The following is an 18691-nucleotide window of genomic DNA, read 5'->3' as shown; positions in this document are numbered from 1 at the left end:
GCATAGCCAAAGCCTGCAAATGTGCAGGAAATCCCACCTTAATCGCCGAGCACAAACAGCGCCATTAAATCCGGCACAGCCATCGCGAACAACCGGTCAGCATCTAAGGTCGCCCCAAGGATACGCTCCGCTTGCTCGCCATTAAAACGGCTCTCTACATTAGCTTTATACTTGTCAATGACCTTGGGCAGCCCCTCCTCGCGCCGCCGTCTATGGCCGATCGGATACTCGCACACAACTTGGCGCGAACGCGAGCCATCCTTGTACGTAATTTGCAGCGCGTTCGCGATCGATCGTTTGTCCGGATCCAGGTAGTCCCGGCTGTAGCGCGCCTCTTCCTTGACTTTCATCAAGCTGCGCAGCTTGTCGATGGCCGGGTCCCCAGCCGCTTCATCCTCGTAATGCTCCGCCGTCAGCGTACCGTACAGGAGGCCAACGGCGACCATGTACTGCAGACAATGATCCCGGTCCGCCGGATTATACAGCGGTCCGCGCTTGTCGATTATCCGCATCGCCGACTCGTGCGTCGTAATTGTAATTTCTTGAATGTCGTCCAGTCGATCCGCGACTTCCGGATGCAGCTCGAACGCGCATTCCACCGCCGTTTGGGCGTGAAATTCGGCGGGGAACGAGATTTTAAACAAAATGTTCTCCATCACATAAGAGCCCAGCGGTCTTGCCAGCGTGAGCGACTTTCCGCGAAAAAGCACATCCTGAAAGCCCCACGTCGGCGCCGATAACGCCGTTCCGTAGCCCATCTCGCCGCGGACTGCCATAAGCGCCAGCCGCACCGCCCGGCTCGTCGCGTCCCCGGCCGCCCACGATTTGCGGGAGCCTGTGTTCGGCGCGTGCCGATACGTCCGCAAGCTGGCCCCGTCGATCCAGGCGTTGGAGATGGCGCTGCACACCTGCGCCTTCGTACCGCCGAGCATCGCTGTCGCAACGGCTGTCGAAGCGACCTTGACGAGATGAACGTGATCCAGACCGACGCGGTTCAAGCTGTTGTTCAGCGCGAGAACGCCTTGAATCTCATGCGCTTTAATCGCATACGTAAGCAGGTCATGCACCGTGAAGGCCCTGCCTCCCGCACGCTCGCACACACGACTGAGATAATCCGAAAGCGCCAGAATCGCGCCGAGATTATCCGACGGATGTCCCCATTCCGCGGCCAACCACGTATCGTTGTAATCGAGCCAGCGGATCATAGCGCCGATGTTGAACGCCGCCTGCACCGGTTCCAATTCGTACGAGGTGCCAGGCACTCGCGCGCCGCCCGGCAGTTCCGCGCCCTGCACAACCGGGCCGAGCAGCTTCGTGCAGGCCGGAAACCGGAGCGCCAGCAGCGCCGTCCCCAAGGAATCCAGCAGCACATGATAGGCAATCCGATACGCCTCTTCGCTGACGATCGACGTATCCAACACATAATCGGCCAGTTCGCCGATTAACGGATCGTAGTTGAGTTCTTTTTCAGCCCGATCCAGCGCATCATCATGACCACTCACGCCTCCTCATCCTCCTCTCTTTCCGGCAGCAGCTGATCGGTGATCGGCGGGTGCAGCCCCCTCGGGCCGGTATAGCGGACTCTCGGACGGAACAATCGGTTATGCGCATGCTGCTCCATGACGTGCGCCGAAATGCCGAGCGTCCGCGCCGCCAGAAAAACCGGCGTAAAAAGCGCCGTCGGAATGCCGAGCAGATGATACACAGGCGCAGCGTAGTAGTCCAGATTCGGATGCAGCTCTTTTTCACGCCGCATCACCTCTTCTCCCCGCACGCACATGTGGTAGAGATCCGGCTGCCCGAAATGCGCCGCCAGGAGCGCCAAAGCATCCTTCATCAGCAGCGCGCGAGGATCGGGCTTTCGCATATATACTCGATGGCCGAAGCCCATAATGCGCTCTCGCTTTGCAAGCCGCTCCTTAATCAGAGCCTCCATGCCGTCCTCGGAGCCTGCTTCGAGCAGCATCTCCATCACGGCTTCGTTCGCGCCTCCATGCAGCGTGCCTTTCAGCGAAGCCACGGCTCCCACAAGTGCGCCATACAGATCCGACTGCGTCGAAGCGATGACACGCGCTGTGAATGTCGAGTTCGGCATTTCATGCTCGCTGTACACAATTAACGATTGGTCAAAAATACCCGCCTCCAGCGCCGACGGCACCTTCCCCGTGATCATATACAGGAAATTCGCCGAGTACGATAACGAATTGTCCGGCTCAATGAGCGGCTGCTTCGTCAGGGCGCGATGGCCATAGGCGACAATCTGCGGAACACGTGCCAGCAGACGGATCGCCTTGCGCCGGTTCGCCTCCGGCGAGCGATCATCAAGATCCTCGTCATAGCTGGACAACGCCGAAATGCCCGTGCGCAGCACATCCATCGCAGGCGTATGCGCAGGCAGCAGATGAAGAATCGCGCGTACGTTTTGCGGCAGCCCGTAGGAAGCCACGATGCTCGCCTGCAGGGCGGCACGCCCCGCATCATCGGGCAATTCTCCGTCCAGCAGCAATCCCGCAACGTCCAGATACACAGCCTGCTGTGCAAGTTCGATCAAATCGTAACCGCGGATGACAATCTCTTCCTTTTCCACGTCCAGATAAGAAATGCCGGTTTCGCTCGCCACAACATTTTCAAGTCCAGGCAAATAGAGATCACTCATAGTATCGCTCTCCCTTCTACACGCCTTCCGATAGCAGCCATCGGGAAATAACAATGCGTTGAATCTCATTCGTCCCTTCGTAGATTTGCGTTACCTTCGCATCGCGCCAGCAGCGTTCGAGGGTACTGCCAGGTGCAACGCCTTCCTTGCCCGCTAGCCGCACAACGTCGTTGGTCACCTTCACGGCCGTATCGCTGGCCCACAGCTTCGCCATGGCCGCCTGCTTCCCGTAGGGGAGACCGCGGTCTTTGCGCCACGCGGCGTGGTACATGAGCAGTCTTGCCCCCTGCACCCCCGCTGCCAAATCGCGCATCGCAGCTGGCCCGTTACCGAGCATGTCGCGCCCCGCGTCCAATGCCGCTTGCGCAATCCCGAGCGCCTGAGCGGCGATGCCGATTCTTCCGCCATCCAGACAGCGCAGCGCGATGTGAAACCCTTCTCCCTCCTGTCCCAGCAGATTGTGAGCGGGAATCCGGCAGTCGTCGAACAACATTTCCAGCGTCGGCGAAGCGCGAATGCCCAGTTTCTTTTCCTTTTTTCCGAATGACAGTCCACGGGTCCCTTTCTCGACAACAAAGGCGCTGATCCCCTTCTGCTTAAGCGCAGGCTCGGTCAACGCAAATACGATATAAACTTCGGCTTCGCCTCCGCTTGTAATAAATAGTTTGGAACCGTTCAGCACGTAGCTGTCTCCGTCCCTTCTCGCTGTCGTGCGCATCGCGCCGGCATCCGAGCCCGACTCGCTTTCCGTGAGGCAGTACGCACCGAGAGACTTGCCCACCGCCAGCGGCCGCAAAAACGCTTCCTGCTGCGCAGCTGTACCGAACGTATGAATCGCCCAGCTCGTCAGCGACGTATGCACCGAGAGCATTACGCCGGTCGAGGCGCAAACTTGGGACAACTCTTCAATGACCATCGCATAGTGGAGAAAAGGCTCTCCCCTGCCGCCAAGCGCGGCCGGCCACGGCAGTCCCGTCAGCCCAAGCTCAGCCAGCCTGTCAAAAATGCGGCGCTCAAACCGCTCCTCCGCATCCCTTTCCCGGACAGTCGGCGCAATCTCGGCCTGAGCAAAATCTCGAACAAGCGTACGAAGCTGAAGCTGATGCGGCGTAAACGTTAGGTGCATGCAAACGACCTCCTTGGATGCCATGTCATGCGAAGCTGAGGATGTTTGGCGCTGAGCTCCTATCAGCGGACAAGTTGTAAACGCTTACAGTTAGTAATTTATTTATACACCCATTTGTCAGGCATTAGACTGGACTCCGGCAAAAAAAGAGCAGCCCCCTTGTCCCTCCAAGGAAGCTGCCTATCGATGTCACGCTAAAAATGATAATGAAAAGACGCCTTGCTTAACACGTCAAAATGAAAACCTAGCTTGAGCAAGCCTTCTATAATCTCAGGCAAAGCTTCAACAGTCGTTGTTTTTACATTGACATCGTGCATTAAAATAACCGCTTCTTTTTTCGTTCTACTGGCACTCAGCACGGCATCAATAATCTCACGTTTGGGCTGTACATTTCTGGCTGCATCTGTCGAACTCACATTCCAATCAATGTAATCGTAGCCTTTCCTCGTCATTTCATGAATAATACGAGGCATGATCTGTCTTCCTCCGTAATGGAGACTAACGCGATTATTGGATCCGCCCGGATAACGAAGCAAGGCAGACCTCATACCGATCGTTTGTTCTAATAGTGTTTCTAATCGCTCCGTATCTTTGGCGAACGCCTGAACCGATGAATAGACAACCCGATAATTATGAGAATAGGTGTGGTTGCCAATGACATGTCCATCTGCATGAATCCGTCGATATAACCGTTTTCCTTCATCTGACGAATTCCCAATTACAAAGAACGTAGCCCGAATGCCGTATTTATGCAAAATCGTTAGAATCCGCTCCGTATTCTCCGAGGGACCGTCGTCAAAGGTTAAATAAGCTTTTTTCGTCTTATTCAATTCTGGGTTGACAGGGTGTGAAACAGCCATAGCAGAATAAGCAGGAGGCAGACAACTCGTGAGGGCCGTTAACGCCAGACATGCCGCGACCCCCTTGATGAACTGATTGAGAGCTCTATGCATGAATCCATCCCCCATTTTTAAAGTTGATCTTAGTATGAAGGATCTCAGAATTGTCTAATCTTCCTTTATCTGGGCATTCCGGAACGTAATCCCATGCAAAGAAAAAAGCCGCGGAATACGCGACTTTTTCTCCTTCCTATACACAAGCAGCATGCGTTGCACGGGCAATGTGCGTCGCTTCCACCATGTTGCGCAGCGATGCAACGGTCTCTTCGAGTCCACGCGTTTTCAGACCGCAATCCGGATTAATCCAGAATAGCTTCGGATCCAGCACACGCAAAGCGCGTTCGATCATGCTCGTCATTTCCTCGACGCCTGGAACCCGCGGACTGTGAATATCATACACGCCTAGCCCGATCCCCAGCTTGTAGGTGTTGAGTTCAAAACTGTGGATTAGCTCGCCATGGCTGCGGGAAGTTTCAATGGAAATGACATCGGCATCCATCGCCTCGATCGAATCAATCATGTCATGGAATTCGCAATAGCACATATGCGTATGAATTTGTGTCGTCTCCTGCACCGTGCAGGTCGCGATGCGGAAAGCCTTGACCGCCCATTCGAGGTAACCGGCTTGTTCTTCTTCTTTTAGCGGCAATCCTTCGCGAACGGCTGGCTCGTCAACCTGAATCATGCCAATGCCCGCTTGTTCAAGTGCCTCAACTTCTTGTCTTAGCGCATAGGCCAGCTGGTAGGCGATCTGCTCGCGAGCGACGTCATCGCGGACAAACGACCAGTTCATAATCGTGATCGGTCCGGTCAGCATGCCTTTGACAGGGCGGCTTGTGAGGGTCTGGGCATATTTCGTTTCTTCGACCGTCATTTCCCCCGTGAACGCGACATCTCCGTAAATGACCGGCGGTTTCACGCAGCGGGATCCGTACGACTGCACCCACCCGTTTTGTGTAAAAGCAAACCCGGCCAGCTTTTCGCCAAAAAACTCCACCATGTCCGTCCGCTCAAACTCCCCGTGAACGAGAACGTCCAGTCCAATCTCTTCCTGGAGCTTGATCCAGAGATCGATCTGCTCCCGGATGAATGCCGCATAGTGGTCGTGGCTCCACTCCCCTTTACGCCATAACTGACGCGCCTTGCGAACTTCTGCAGACTGCGGAAAGCTTCCGATCGTCGTTGTTGGAAAAAGCGGCAACTGCCATTTGGCCTGCTGCGCGGCATGACGCTCGGCAAAAGGACGGGATCGTTCCGGCTGCTGAACACGGAGTTCAGCGACTGCTGCTTGCACATCGCTGCGGTTGCGCGCTGCCGATTGCTGCAGATCTTGAAGAGCACGGTCGCATTCGTCCAAGTCCGCTGCGATCCCGGCAGTGCCCGAGGACACGGCTTTTGTAATCAGAGCGAGCTCATCCAATTTTTCATCGGCATAGGCGAGCGCACCTTGCAGTTCAGGAGCGAGCTTCGTCTCCCGTGCTGTCGTCACAGGGACATGAAGTAAGCTGCATGACGTTTGTATGAGCAGCTGTTCCGCCGATACGTGCTGCGTAAGCTCTTCCAACAGCGCCAATTTCTCACGAAGGGAAGCCTTCCAGATTCCGCGACCATCGATCACTCCCGCGCCTAATACTTTGTCGGCAGGAAATCCGAACGCCTTCAACGACTGTAAGTTGCCGTTAAGACCATGAACGAAATCCAGCCCAATCCCTTTGACAGGCAGCGAAATAATGTCAGCATAGCGATCTACCGCTTCAAAATACGTTTGCAGCACAATGTTCAAGTTCGGCACGGAATTGGCAAACGTTGCATAGATCGTTTTCAGTCTCTCGATGTCAGTATCGCTCAACGCCGTGACGAGAATCGGCTCATCGATCTGAACCCACTCCACTCCTTCTGCCGCAAGTTCCTGAAGGATTTGTACATACAGCGGCAGCAGCTTGTGAAGCCAAGTGTCGAATTCGGAGGCGCTGTAGCCTTTGGACAATTTCAAGAAAGTGAATGGCCCCACGATGACCGGCTTTCCTTGAATGCCGAGCTTTTCCTTCGCTTCCCGGTAGGCGGCCAGCGGCTTATTCTCCGTAATGACAGGAGAGGCTCCGGACAGTTCAGGCACGATATAGTGATAATTGGTGTTGAACCATTTCGTCATTTCACTGGCTGCCGCATCTTTCGTTCCCCGCGCAACACCGTAGTAGACAGACAAGGGAACCGCGCCTCCCTCGAAAGCAAAACGCTGCGGAATAATACCGAACATCGCAGCCGTATCAAGAATATGATCGTAATAACTGAAATCATTGACCGGAATCAGATCGATGCCCTTTTCTTGCTGTTTTCGCAAATGATTCAAGCGAATCTCCTGCAGCTGTAATTGAAACTCCGATTCTTCCAACTTGCCGGCCCAGAACGCTTCGAGCGCTTTTTTCCATTCTCTGTCAGCCCCAATACGCGGATAGCCCAACACACTGCTTCTTACCATCTCATAAAACTCCTCTACGATTTGTTAAAGAAAGCGTATCATAGAGAATTCGTTATAGTGTAACTGGAAATAACTATAGCTAGATATAGTTATTGGCTATAACAATACGTTACCGAGATAGTTGGCGTTGGAGTGCCTCGACGTAAGCGGCTCCGAGCTTGGACAGCGAGATATTGCTGTGGGAAATCCAACCGACATTGATGGTTTCTTCGCAATCCAAAGGCACGGGAATAATTTCATTGCCATTCAAATCTGAGCTCAAAACACCGGTTGAAATGGTATATCCGTTCAAACCGATCAACAAATTGAACAGCGTCGCACGATCATTCACCCGTATGCTCTTCTTATGCGACATCGTACTGAGAATTTCTTCGGCAAAATGAAAAGAATTATACTCTCCTTGATCAAATGACAAATACGGATAGTTTTGGAGTTGGTCGATCGTCACGACGGATTGCTTCGCTAACGGATTTTTAATGGAGATAAAAATATGCGGCTTGGCGATAAATAAGCTGTTGTATTGCAGATTCGCGTTTTTAAGCAGTTTATTGATCACCTTTTGGTTAAAATCATTCAAATATAAAACGCCGATTTCGCTTCGCAGGTTTTTGACATCTTCGATGATTTCATACGTTTTGGTCTCGCGCAAAGCTAATTCATATTCCTCCTGGCCATGCTCCGAAACCAGATTGACAAACGCATTTACCGCAAACGCATAATGCTGTGTCGACACAGAAAAATGCTGCGGAGACGGCTTGCTATTCAGGTAGCGGCCTTCCAATAATTCTGCCTGCTCAACAACTTGCCGCGCATAGCTTAGAAATTCAACACCTTCTTTGGAAAGCGAAATCCCTTTATTGGACCGATCAAAGATCGAAATTTGAAATTCCTCTTCCAGCTCGCGAATCGCATTGGAAAGACTTGGCTGCGAAATGAACAGCCGTTTGGCCGCTTCATTAATCGACCCGCGGTTCGCGACCTCAATCACATATTTGAGTTGTTGCAAAGTCATGAAGATCTCCTCCCGATCACGCTCACAGCTGCCGCAGCATGTGCACCTGCTCCACAAAAGGCGCGAAGCCCAAGGAATCCAGCAGCTCATGCAGCTCGCGATTCGCATGCCTGATGTTCATCGTCAACTGCTTACTGGGCGCCTCCCCGTGAGCAAAAATTTCACTCAGCGCAGCCGTCAAAATTTCCCGCTTATCCCTGCGTTCTGGTGCGGCTTCGCATTGATACAGCACGACCGTCGTCAAACTCCCGTCCTCCGCGTACACCCGTTTGAAAAGCGCATAACCGACCACCGACGCATCATCGGTGATCATAACGCTTTCTCCGTCTTTCAAGCTGTTCCACTGCGTCTGCCAGGCTGACATCGCATGATAAAAAGGCAGCTTGCTCACCTCAACAGGTCGGCCGCGCTGTACGGTATACGAATGATTCGCGTGTAACTCGTCTGCGTTCAAGGTGCCATCATGTTGAAGTCCTACGAGCCGCTCTGTGATCTCGTAGCCGACTTTTTGATACAGCCGGATGGCAGCGTTGTTCTGAATAAGCGCCTCGAGCATTGCTGCGTCGACGCCATGCTCCCGATATAGCTCGAGATTTCGTTCCATCAGCTGCTGCCCGAATCCTTTTCCCCTGAAAGCCGGCGCGATGCCTGTCCCGCCATTCCAAGCGATTTTCCGGCCGGCTAGGGTCCGAAATCCATTCATGACCAGCCCAACCGGCTCTCCCTGCTCGTCGTACATGGCCAGCGAATGCTCTAAGGAGAGTCCCTCACCGACTGCTCGTGCCAGGAATCTATCTACCGTCAGCGTGCTATTGATGAAATAGCCTTCGAACCCCAGATTCCAAAGCGCCACCGCGCTTTCCACAGACAGCTCGCTCATCTTTTTGACTATCATCGCTCTCGCCCTCCGTCGTTATCCCGCAATATAACGGAATACCATGCTTTCCATATCGTCAATGCGCTGCCGGTAGTCCGCTTCCTCCCCGCTTAACATGTACTGGAGCGCCAACCCGTCCCGGATCGACCAGAACAGCCGGGAAGCGGCTGCGCAATCCAGATCCGCGCGAAACTCCCCCGCTGCCTTGCCGGCTTCCATAATGTCCTGCATGAACACCAACGCTTTGTCCGCGTACTGCTCCCAACGCGCGATCAAATGCGGTTGACGAGCCGCATACAGCATAAATTCCAAGTGAAACGCCATCCATTTGCGCAGCTCAGCCAGCGGCTGTTTGCGGAAGCGGTCATACATATACCGAATTTGATCCGCTGCAACGGGCAAGCTTTTGAAATGTTCCAGGGAATTTGCCAGCATCGCATTCATTTTATCGTCAGCCAGCTGGATGTACATCTCTTCTTTGGAAGCAAAATAGTTGTAAATCGCGCCCTTGCTGATCCCCACATACTTCACGATGTCATCGATGGTCGTTGCCTGAAACCCTTTTTCCGTAAAGCAGTGGAGCGCCCCTTCGAGAATGATCGCCTTCTTCTCTTCCTTATACGCTTTCGAGACTTTTGGTGACATGCGATTTTCCTTTCCGCGTTCGCTTAGCCGTACTCAAAATGCCCAACCGCCGTGCCGGAATACAGCCACGGTTTCGCCATTTTCCAAGATGCCGTCAATGCTCAAGTCCGCCCCGCCCATCATGAAATCGACATGCGTCAGACTCGTGTTCAAACCGCGCTGCTGCCATTCTTCCCCACTCATCGTAACACCATCCTTCAGGCAAAACGGAAAAGCCCGGCCGATCGCCAAATGACAAGAAGCGTTCTCGTCGTACAGCGTATTGTAAAAGACAAGTCCGGTATCCGAGATCGGCGAGCGATGCGGAACCAGCGCGACTTCCCCCAGATAATGGGAGCCTTCGTCCAGTTCAATGAGCGTTTTGAGCATATCCTGGCCCTTCTCAGCGTGATAGGAAACGACTCTTCCCGCTTCAAACGTTAAGGAGAAGTTCTCGATCAGCACCCCGTTGTAGACCAGTGGCTTCGTGCTTCTGACCGTACCGTTAACACCGGTTTTGAGCGGCGATGTAAACACTTCCTCCGTCGGTATATTCGCAATATACGCCGTGCCCTGCTGGTTCCTGTTCCCCGCTGAAACCCAGAGGTGATCCTTCGGCAGCTCGACAATCAGGTCCGTCCCTTCCGCACGATAATGAAGCGACTTGAACTGCTTCTCATTGAGGTAGGCCGATTTGGTCTCCAGCGAACTTGCATGCTCCTTCCAGGCGCCGATCGGATCGTCAAGGTCCACGCGGGCAGCCTTGAAAATCGCCTCCCACAACGCGTTCACCCGCTCTTCTGGCGGTATAGCGGGAAATACTTTATCCGCCCATTCCTGTGAGGGAGCGGCAACAATCGCCCAACTAACTTTATTCGTCAGCCTGGCGTTCGTTAACCCCGTCAAAGCGGCATTCGCCGTTTTGCTGGCAGTTTGCAGGCGCTGTGGGTCGATCCCCTTCATCAGATCCGGCTTGCTGACTTCCACGTACAGGAAGGCGGCGTTCTGCTTGGCAAGCTCCTCGTAGCCGGCCGCCTGCCACATCGGGTATTCAAGCAGCGCGTCAAACGGCGCCAGCTCATATTTAATTCGAGTCGTGTGGCTATCGGACCATTCGACATAAACCTGCCTGGCTCCGTTCTCATAGGCCCGAGTGACCAAACTTCGTACGAACTCAACAGCACCGATCGGCGCAAAAATAACAAGCATTTGTCCCCGCTGCAAATTCACGCCTAGCTCGATGGCTAGAGCCGCGTATGTATGTAATTTTTCTTGAAAAGTTGGCATGGAATTCCTCCTTCTTCGTCCGGTTGGCATTAAAATGACTGACCGGTCGTTTTATTATTATCGTAATAAATCGCGGCCATTGTCAAGCCAAATCTTATCTCATCTTAAACAAGAGGCAGCAAGAATGGCGCTGCTCTCTACGAAATATGCGAAGAAGAAAGAACTATGGTTTAATAGAGAGGCAACCTGGAATCGGAAACATCTACCAGCAAAGGAGCGAGATTCATGAACGTGGTAACCCCGTTACCTTCCATAGCGGCGGGTCGTCGTCATACGGTCAGCCTTACATCGGACGGCACCGTGATGGCTGTGGGCGATAATAAATACGGACAATGTGATGTAGGCGATTGGCGCGATATTGTGGCAGTTGCGGCGGGGAATGTTCATATGGCGACAAACACGGGGAACGCGCATACGATCGGGCTTAAATCGGACGGTACGGTAGTGGCTGTCGGTTGGAATATGCATGGCCAATGCGAGGTAAGCAGCTGGCGCGATATTGTGACGGTGGCGGCGGGTTGGCGGCGTTCCGTCGGGCTTACGTCCGATGGCACCGTGGTTGCGGCGGGGCGAAATAACGAAGGTCAATGCGAGGTAAGCGGTTGGCGTGACATCGTGGCGGTGGCGGCGGGCGATTGGCATACCGTCGGTCTTAAATCGGACGGCACCGTGGTTGCTGTGGGTAATAATCAGTACGGCCAATGTGATGTAGGCGGCTGGCGTGACATCGTGGCAGTTGCGACGGGTTATCTTCACACCGTCGGCCTCAAATCGGACGGCGCGGTGATAGCTGTGGGTCGAAATCATATCGGCCAATGCGATGTAAGCGATTGGCACGATATCGTAGCGATTGCGGCAGGCAGTAATCATACCATCGGCCTTAAATTGGACGGTATGGCAGTGGCTGTGGGTTGGAACAAGTATGGCCAATGCCAGATAAGTGGTTGGCGCGATATTGTGGCGGTTGCGGCGGGCTGCGCTCATACCGTCGGGCTTAAATCGGACGGCACTGCGGTTGCTGTGGGTGATAATGCATACGGCCAATGTGAGGTAGACGACTGGCATGGTTATCAGCTGCCCGGCACGAAGAACCAAGTATAAGGAGCCAGATACCTGTCTAGGTGGACAGGAGGATTCCTGCGAATAAGCAGGAATTTGCCACAAAAAAGCCATTTGCAGCAAAATGCCTGCGATAAAGCAGTTTTTGTGGCCGAGTCTGCCCCAATAGCGGGTTTACAACAAAAATGCCTGCAAAATCGCAGGCATTTCTCGTAAACAGGTGGTGGCAAATGACAATTCCTGCTCTTTTGCAGGTTTTGCTGCCTTCCCCCACTCCGACTCCCTCTCGGTAACACTCAGAAATTCGCAGCAGCGGCTGGCTCAAATCATTTTATGATAAGGTATGATAGCTGACAAACTCCCCTACTGGCTTGCGGTAGCCTCGCGGTCTTTGGCTGGATGTATCTTCTTTACCGATTGTGACGAGAAGTGCCGGGACATACACATCCGGGATCTGCAGGGCGCTTCTTAGCGCTTCCTCATCAAATCCGATCATCGGGCACGTATCCCAGCCCCTGTCTTTCGCAGCTAGCATAAACGTCATTGCGGACAGATTCGCATTGCGAATCGCTTCTTCCCTCATGAACGTCTCGCCTCTGCCCTCGTAGAAACTCGTGACGGATTCCACCGTCATGTCAAACTCCTGCTTGCTGATCGCGCCTAAATGCAAAAACCCCTCATTCAGCCGGGCGACGTCTTTGTAGGCGTCCATTTTTCCCAAAACCACAATCGCAGCCGACGCCGACTGCACCTTATACTGCTTACCGGCGGCTTCATATACACGCTGCTTCAGAGCCGGGTCCTTCACGACCAAATAATGCGCATGCTGCAAATTAAAAGCGGACGGTGCATACTTCACCAATTGAAAAATCTCATCGAGCACTTCATTCGGAATGTCGACCCCGAGCTGAAATTTATTTGCGGATCTGCGCTCTTTAAGTAAGGCAGCAAAATCAGTTTGTTGTTGAATCATAATGTTCTCCCCCTATTCATGAACACGCTGTAAAATGAAAATTCGCAATATAGTTACTTTTTGTAAGTAATTATATTTTATATATTAAATACCGTCAAGTAATCTTTACCAAATTTAAAAGAATACGACCTCTTGACTATGACACTAATGGCAGGGGTTATACTGCAAATAATCACATTCAGATGAGGTGAATTCTTATGAACCAACGACGTCCCGTCGTACTCGGCATTTCCGGAAGTCTGCGCAAACCATCCACCAACACACGCCTGCTCTCGTTCATCGGGGGAATGATGCCCGAGACTGTGGCGTTTCACATGCATGATGACCTTGCAGCTCTACCGCATTTCAACCCCGACTTGGATCTTGATCATGTTCAGGAAGATGAAGCCGTACACACATGGCGAGCGCAGCTAAAGGCAGCCGACGCAATCATCATCTGTACCCCGGAGTATGCGCGAGGCGTGCCAGGTTCGCTCAAAAACGCGCTCGACTGGGTCGTCTCCTCAGGCGAATTCGTGGGCATGCCGACGGCGATCATCAGCGCGTCCCCGCATCCGGATGGCGGCGCCATCGCGCTGCACTCACTTACACTAACACTCAAAATGATGAGCGCTGTAATTCCGGATGAAGCCTCGCTTTCCATACCGTTCGCCAGCAAAATCGTTGGAGCGGACGGTCTTGTGACGGATCCGGGGACATTGTCATTGCTAAATAACCTGGTTTGTGCATTGAACCAGGCGATTTGACATCATCAGGTGCGTCATTTGCGGAACCGAGACTCATCCTTCCACTCACTTTTCTGAATTTTTCATTTATTTGTATTCGAATTGATGATATTATGGACGAATCTCGACAGATTGGAGCTAATTACCATGCACATTGGGATCGATCTAGATAATACGATACTTGATGCAACTGCTGCGCATTTAAAATATTACAACCTAGCATCCGGTCGTTCTTTCACTGCCGCTGATGTAAATGATTTTTATATCTATCGTTTGTATGGTTGGAACAAGCAAGAGCGTGATGCCATTTATACAAAGTACGGTTACGACATCCATTGGAACTCCCTCCCATTCCCAGGAGCAGTTGAGACATTACAGAAACTATATGATGAACATCAACTTTCATTCATTACGGCGCGACCAGAACTGTTTCGTGAAGTAACTGTAACATGGCTAAGAGATCATAAAGTGCCCTATCACAACATCCTGCTCACAGAAAACAAACTTCAAGCTTGCTCTGAGCTCAAGGTCGATGTGTTAATTGACGATGGCCCTCATTACGCAGAACAATTTGCTCTTGTAAATAAACCCGTTATTTTATACGCTCAGCCTTATAATGGGCATGTTCAACATGAATTGGTTTATCCAGCAGCCGACTGGAGCGATGTCAAATTTCATCTTGATCGTTTAAAGACTCGTGGAGCCCTGTAATACAAGCTAACGACCTTGAAAATATGAAATCACTCGCTCCATCATCTTCCTACCTTTCCAGATCCTGCTCTTTCTTCACCCAGGCCTTCCCGTCTTTGGTCTCTAACAGGTACCAGATCGTCCCCTGCGGGTCCTCCCAATAAGCGGTTGGCTCCACGACGGCATCTTTTAGGTTCAAGCCCCCTAAGGCCAACCATTCCGACGGAAAACGATATATGGTGTGCCGCCCACGGAGTTCAACCTTAGTATCGACTTCTCATAAGTAGATAGGGATTGTTTCGGTAAAATCAACGCAATGCCTTGACTCCCATCCGCAGCAGCAAAAAGAGGCGTATCCGCCTTCAAAGTTATCATTTCGTTACCGCGAACGATGGGGGTTCCTTTTTCGTGGACATAGTTCACCCCTGTCTCAGTTTCTAGCCGGTAATTGGTATCATAGACACTCACAAATTCGCCGGTAACGTGTGCCGTTTCATTGCCCAGCCATTTGAACATTGGACCCGCCATCGAGCCATAAGGGCCGTTATACGTCGGATCGTCCAATAAGTACTGACTTTGCGAAGAACTATAGTACGAATAATAGTCTACCGGCTTGATATAACCAATTTTGGCCACAGGAAGGTGTACCCACTGGTCCCCAAGCCACGACGTGTGGATGCGAACCCAGTGTTTCTCGTCAGGGCCGTTTGCATAAAACCATTGCTTTTCAGCTCCGGTGACCTGCACCTCCTGTGGAGATAAAATCGCTGAGGGCTCTTGCGTATCGTCCATCGTCGCATAGATAGGGGTATCGTTGAAAAGAACAATCTTCTCCGGAGGAGGCACATCGACATTCCAAGGCTCGGGAGAGATCCATTTGGGTCCGAGGTCCGTCGATATTTTCCACCAGCTTTGTCCGCGTGCCCAGGCATATTCACCGCCTAGCACTTTAATGCCCTTTTGTGGAGCAAGAAAGCCTGCGGAGTCTCCATTCAATCGATCATCAGGGTCGGTGTAAAACGGTGTTTCTTTGAGCAGTGTAATACTGGTAGGAATCCGCAGCGAATCCGGTGAAACCACGTTAGGCGCAACTTTGACGGTCCTGCTTGCAGTTTCAGCAGCGGCATAGGGATACGTAGAGATGAAAATAACTGCGAAACTAGCAACTAATATTTTCTTCATGATGCGCTGGCCCCCCTTGCGATTTCATATACTTAACTTCCGAATTGTTTCGGATCATCAATTCCTCTTTCACAGAAGCGGGATCTTGCTTCGCCGTGGCAATCCGCCAAATTTCGTTTTTACGGTACCATTTATTCGCTTTCTCATAAAACTGGTGATGTCTTTCCTCAATTTTATAATGAACGTCTAAGTCCCTGTTGCTCCGAATCGCTCCTTCCAAAAACTCCTCTGTCACCCGAATATGAAATTGAAAGCTGTCGTTCGTCGCATTATAAAACTGCAAATCGACATAGTTATAAAACACACTCGTACCGGTCCCGAAAGGAATCACCCTGCGATCATCGGGAAAAATATCGAAACTGTGATGATGACGCTCTTTAATCTCAAGCGGTGAGTGAAGCGCCAGCCAGAACAGCATGTTGGCCAACTGGCAAAGGCCTCCCCCCGTTCCCGTTCGAACCTCCCCATGTGAAAGCATCAGGCCTTCGATATAACCTTTCGCCTGCGTGGGTTTACCGATCAACTGCCAGAAGGAAAAAGTCTCCCCAGGGCGAATCACGATCCCATCGACATGTGCAAGCGCGATTTTTAGGTTCTGAATCTTGTTCTCTTGTAAAATCGGATCTGAATTGGCCAAAACTCTCCTTAAAATGGACTTATGCTTCTTGCAGACAAACGGAAACGCAGCAGGTTCTTTGCGGTAGGCATACCGAATTTTCGGATTCAGATTGCGCAAACGCCTCTTCCAGATGAGCTGCTGGACCCTTACTTTATATAAAAAAGGAAAGTAGCTTATTATGATTTTTTTCATTGCGGGAGCCTCCTTAACCATATGGTAAAATCTCAAATATACTAGTTCAACCACATATTGGAATTCTCCTGCCTGGCTTGTAAGGAATATACAACAATGAATTTCCCCGACTCTAGTTCATATTCAGGTATCCGACGAGGTGGACAAGCTAGTTCCTGCGATTAAGCAGGCATTTTCTACAAGAATGTGGTTTTCAGCACAATGCCTGCGATTAAGCAGGTTTTTCGGCTAATTCCGCGCAAAAAATGGGCTCTCGCTCAAAATGCCTGCTTAATCGCAGGCATCTCATTAAATCCAGCAGGGAGCGATGGAAATTCCTGCTCATTTGCAGGCTTTGGTAAGCGTCTCTTGTGAAGTCCAAATCCTTTGAAACTTTGGTTCAGCATCGAATTGTGATAAACAGTAAATATCTGGGTTTGAAAGGTTCTGCCATTGTTCGAATCCAAAACGATTATCAACATGTTTTAACAGCAAAGACATCAGGTTTCCATGGGTTACAACAGCGATGCACACGTGATCCGCAGTACGCAATTCATCAACAACAGATTGTATGCGCTGCATAGCTGTGCGACTGGATTCTCCACCAGGGAGACATTTATCTAAATCGTGAAAACTACTACGTAAATGGTCCAGCCAATCCGGGAGGTCCCTACTACTCAAAACCCGCTCAGCCAAGCGGTTTTCAATTTCGATCTCTACATGTAAACGTTGGGCTAGCGGTTGAATTGAAAATCATTCCTCTACATTTCCATGTCACGAAGTCAGATTCCTGTCCCAATGGTTGAACCACTACAAAAAAGACCACCGACCTTTCACAGTCGGCAGTCTTCCCTCTTACTTACTCCGCACGCTGCGCGGCAGGAGCACCTGATTCAATTTTGCGGCCGCGGATAAAGAACGCCGTAACCAGCGCCGCAAGTGTGCAAATGAATCCGAACAGGAATAACTGCTGAAATCCTGTAATCCCTGGCGTGCGCGTCAGAATCGCGCCCATGATCGTAACGCCGACCGCCGTTCCAATGTTGCGGCAGAACATGAGGAACGACGTGGAGATTCCCCGTTGATGCGGCTCCGCCAACTGCTGAACCGCGATGATCGCAACGGTCGAGTTCAGGCCGAATGCCAGGCCGACAACGGTGATGCAGAGTGTCGCATAAGCAACGCCTGATCCAGCATCGATCAGCGTCAACAATATTCCTGATAGGACAAGCAGAATATTGCCCGCAATCAGCAGTGAACGGAATCCGTAGCGCAGCACCCATTTGCCGGCGGGTACCGCGACGACCATCCACCCGGCGGCCAGGCCGAGCAGCGGCAAGCCGCTCATGAACAAATTCGCACCGGCAAAGTTTTGCAGAAACAGCGGAATGAAGCTGCCGATGCCAAAGAGCGCGAGGCAAGCGGCGAAGGAGTTGATGTTGACCCAACGAATGGATCGGTCACCCAGCATGCTGAGCGGAACGAGCGGCGATGCTTGTTTCTTTTCAAAGAAATAGAACAGAATGAGAAAGATAACTCCGATAACGCCGTAAACCACGCGATTCTCTTCAATGACGGTGACAAGCAGCAACAGGCTGACGCCAATGGTAAACAGAACAGCGCCAATGTAGTCGACCTTGGCTGGCTTCGGCTCGTAAACCTCTTTGTAGGGCATCAACATGAGGAACGCCAGCAAACAGATCGGCAGGTTGACATAGAACATCCAACGCCAGTTCAAGTATTCAACGAAAAAAGCGCCAAGGATTGGAGCAAGCACCGCAGATAAGCCCCACATCGAGGTGAACAGTGCCTGGATTTTTCCACGGTTCTCAACCGAGAACAAGTCTCCCGCAATAATCATCGGGAACGGCATCATGACACCGGCACCGATCCCTTGCACCGCCCGGAAAATAACAAGCTGCACCATGGACTGCGACAGCCCGCAAAGCAGCGAACCGACAAGAAAGAGCAGAATCCCGCAGGCGAAAACCTTTTTACGCCCGAATAAATCTGAAATCCGTCCGGCCACAGGTGCCAATACGGTGTTAAAAATCATGTAAGCCGCAAACGACCACGCATACAAATCGAAGCGCCCCAATTCCTTCGCAACGATCGGCATCGTCGTATTCATGATGGTAGAATCCATCGACGCGACGAGCATCGCCAGTACGATGCTGATTAGGACGGACGTTCGGCTGTTTAGGAAAGATGCGCGCCGCTCGACCTTTTTAGAGTGAAGTTGATCAATATTATCGATCATTGTGAATGTTCCTCGTTTCGTTATTTTCAAAATGCCGCGTACATTCAGCTTA

18 protein-coding genes are annotated in these 18691 nt (G+C 51.7%); 3 read left to right on the top strand and 15 right to left on the bottom strand.

Annotated elements, in window-relative coordinates; genetic code table 11:
• Positions 1-38: 38 nt before the first annotated feature.
• The 9 genes from ABE504_RS15815 to ABE504_RS15775 form a co-directional block, all read right to left on the bottom strand.
• On the bottom strand, positions 39-1502 hold the full coding sequence (locus tag ABE504_RS15815) for a bifunctional 2-methylcitrate dehydratase/aconitate hydratase (protein ID WP_430090292.1): 1464 nt from the start codon (positions 1500-1502) through the stop codon (positions 39-41).
• A complete protein-coding gene (mmgD, locus tag ABE504_RS15810; protein ID WP_430090288.1) occupies positions 1499-2656 on the bottom strand; it encodes a citrate synthase in 1158 nt (385 codons plus the stop codon). Before mmgD ends, ABE504_RS15815 begins: the two co-directional genes overlap by 4 nt.
• 16 nt (positions 2657-2672) lie before the next feature.
• Positions 2673-3782 carry an acyl-CoA dehydrogenase family protein gene (locus ABE504_RS15805; RefSeq protein WP_430090285.1) on the bottom strand — a complete coding sequence of 370 codons (1110 nt, stop codon included), beginning with the start codon at positions 3780-3782 and terminating at the stop codon, positions 2673-2675.
• 194 nt (positions 3783-3976) lie between these two features.
• Positions 3977-4735 (bottom strand): polysaccharide deacetylase family protein, encoded by a 759-nt coding sequence (locus ABE504_RS15800; RefSeq protein ID WP_430090282.1) that lies wholly within the window; start codon positions 4733-4735, stop codon positions 3977-3979.
• Between the two features lie 136 nt (positions 4736-4871).
• Positions 4872-7160: a 5-methyltetrahydropteroyltriglutamate--homocysteine S-methyltransferase gene (gene metE / locus ABE504_RS15795; protein WP_430090279.1), complete on the bottom strand. Its 2289-nt coding sequence runs from the start codon at positions 7158-7160 to the stop codon at positions 4872-4874.
• A 109-nt stretch (positions 7161-7269) separates the two neighbouring features.
• Positions 7270-8172, bottom strand: coding sequence for a LysR family transcriptional regulator (locus ABE504_RS15790; protein ID WP_430090276.1), 903 nt, complete (start codon positions 8170-8172; stop codon positions 7270-7272).
• 22 nt (positions 8173-8194) lie between these two features.
• Positions 8195-9067 (bottom strand): GNAT family N-acetyltransferase, encoded by an 873-nt coding sequence (locus ABE504_RS15785; protein WP_430090273.1) that lies wholly within the window; start codon positions 9065-9067, stop codon positions 8195-8197.
• Positions 9068-9085: 18 nt separating this feature from the next.
• On the bottom strand, positions 9086-9694 hold the full coding sequence (locus tag ABE504_RS15780) for a TetR/AcrR family transcriptional regulator (protein ID WP_430090270.1): 609 nt from the start codon (positions 9692-9694) through the stop codon (positions 9086-9088).
• Between the two features lie 33 nt (positions 9695-9727).
• Entirely contained in the window at positions 9728-10960 is a 1233-nt protein-coding gene (locus ABE504_RS15775) for an aminopeptidase (protein ID WP_430090267.1), read from the bottom strand.
• A 225-nt stretch (positions 10961-11185) separates the two neighbouring features.
• On the opposite strand from ABE504_RS15775, the gene ABE504_RS15770 reads away from it, so the two are divergent.
• Complete coding sequence (locus ABE504_RS15770; protein WP_430090265.1) at positions 11186-12061, top strand: RCC1 domain-containing protein; 876 nt, start codon at positions 11186-11188, stop codon at positions 12059-12061.
• Between the two features lie 289 nt (positions 12062-12350).
• Here the strand turns inward: ABE504_RS15770 and ABE504_RS15765 are convergent, their stop codons facing one another.
• Positions 12351-12992, bottom strand: coding sequence for a nitroreductase family protein (locus tag ABE504_RS15765; RefSeq protein ID WP_430090262.1), 642 nt, complete (start codon positions 12990-12992; stop codon positions 12351-12353).
• Positions 12993-13189: 197 nt separating this feature from the next.
• Between ABE504_RS15765 and ABE504_RS15760 the strand changes: the two genes are divergently transcribed.
• Positions 13190-13738, top strand: a complete 549-nt coding sequence (locus ABE504_RS15760) for an NADPH-dependent FMN reductase (protein WP_430090259.1) — start codon at positions 13190-13192, stop codon at positions 13736-13738.
• 126 nt (positions 13739-13864) lie between these two features.
• Positions 13865-14428, top strand: a complete 564-nt coding sequence (locus tag ABE504_RS15755; protein ID WP_430090256.1) for a 5' nucleotidase, NT5C type — start codon at positions 13865-13867, stop codon at positions 14426-14428.
• A gap of 49 nt (positions 14429-14477) precedes the next feature.
• On the opposite strand, the gene ABE504_RS15750 is transcribed toward ABE504_RS15755, so the two are convergent.
• The 5 genes from ABE504_RS15750 to ABE504_RS15730 form a co-directional block, all read right to left on the bottom strand.
• Complete coding sequence (locus ABE504_RS15750; RefSeq protein ID WP_430090253.1) at positions 14478-14606, bottom strand: hypothetical protein; 129 nt, start codon at positions 14604-14606, stop codon at positions 14478-14480.
• A 5-nt stretch (positions 14607-14611) separates the two neighbouring features.
• A complete protein-coding gene (locus tag ABE504_RS15745) occupies positions 14612-15589 on the bottom strand; it encodes a hypothetical protein (RefSeq protein ID WP_430090250.1) in 978 nt (325 codons plus the stop codon).
• Positions 15567-16400, bottom strand: coding sequence for a VanW family protein (locus ABE504_RS15740; RefSeq protein ID WP_430090247.1), 834 nt, complete (start codon positions 16398-16400; stop codon positions 15567-15569). The genes ABE504_RS15745 and ABE504_RS15740 overlap by 23 nt, the downstream gene beginning before the upstream one ends.
• Positions 16401-16721: 321 nt before the next feature.
• The gene (locus ABE504_RS15735; protein WP_430091345.1) at positions 16722-17126 is read right to left on the bottom strand and encodes a histidine phosphatase family protein; all 405 of its coding nucleotides are present in this window, start codon (positions 17124-17126) and stop codon (positions 16722-16724) included.
• Between the two features lie 112 nt (positions 17127-17238).
• Positions 17239-18639, bottom strand: coding sequence for an MDR family MFS transporter (locus tag ABE504_RS15730; RefSeq protein ID WP_430090244.1), 1401 nt, complete (start codon positions 18637-18639; stop codon positions 17239-17241).
• Positions 18640-18691 lie beyond the last annotated feature (52 nt).

The sequence above is a fragment of the Paenibacillus oryzisoli genome, from assembly GCF_050467285.1.
Taxonomy (GTDB): domain Bacteria; phylum Bacillota; class Bacilli; order Paenibacillales; family NBRC-103111; genus Paenibacillus_E; species Paenibacillus_E oryzisoli_A.
This window is presented reverse-complemented; position numbering and strand designations above follow the sequence as displayed.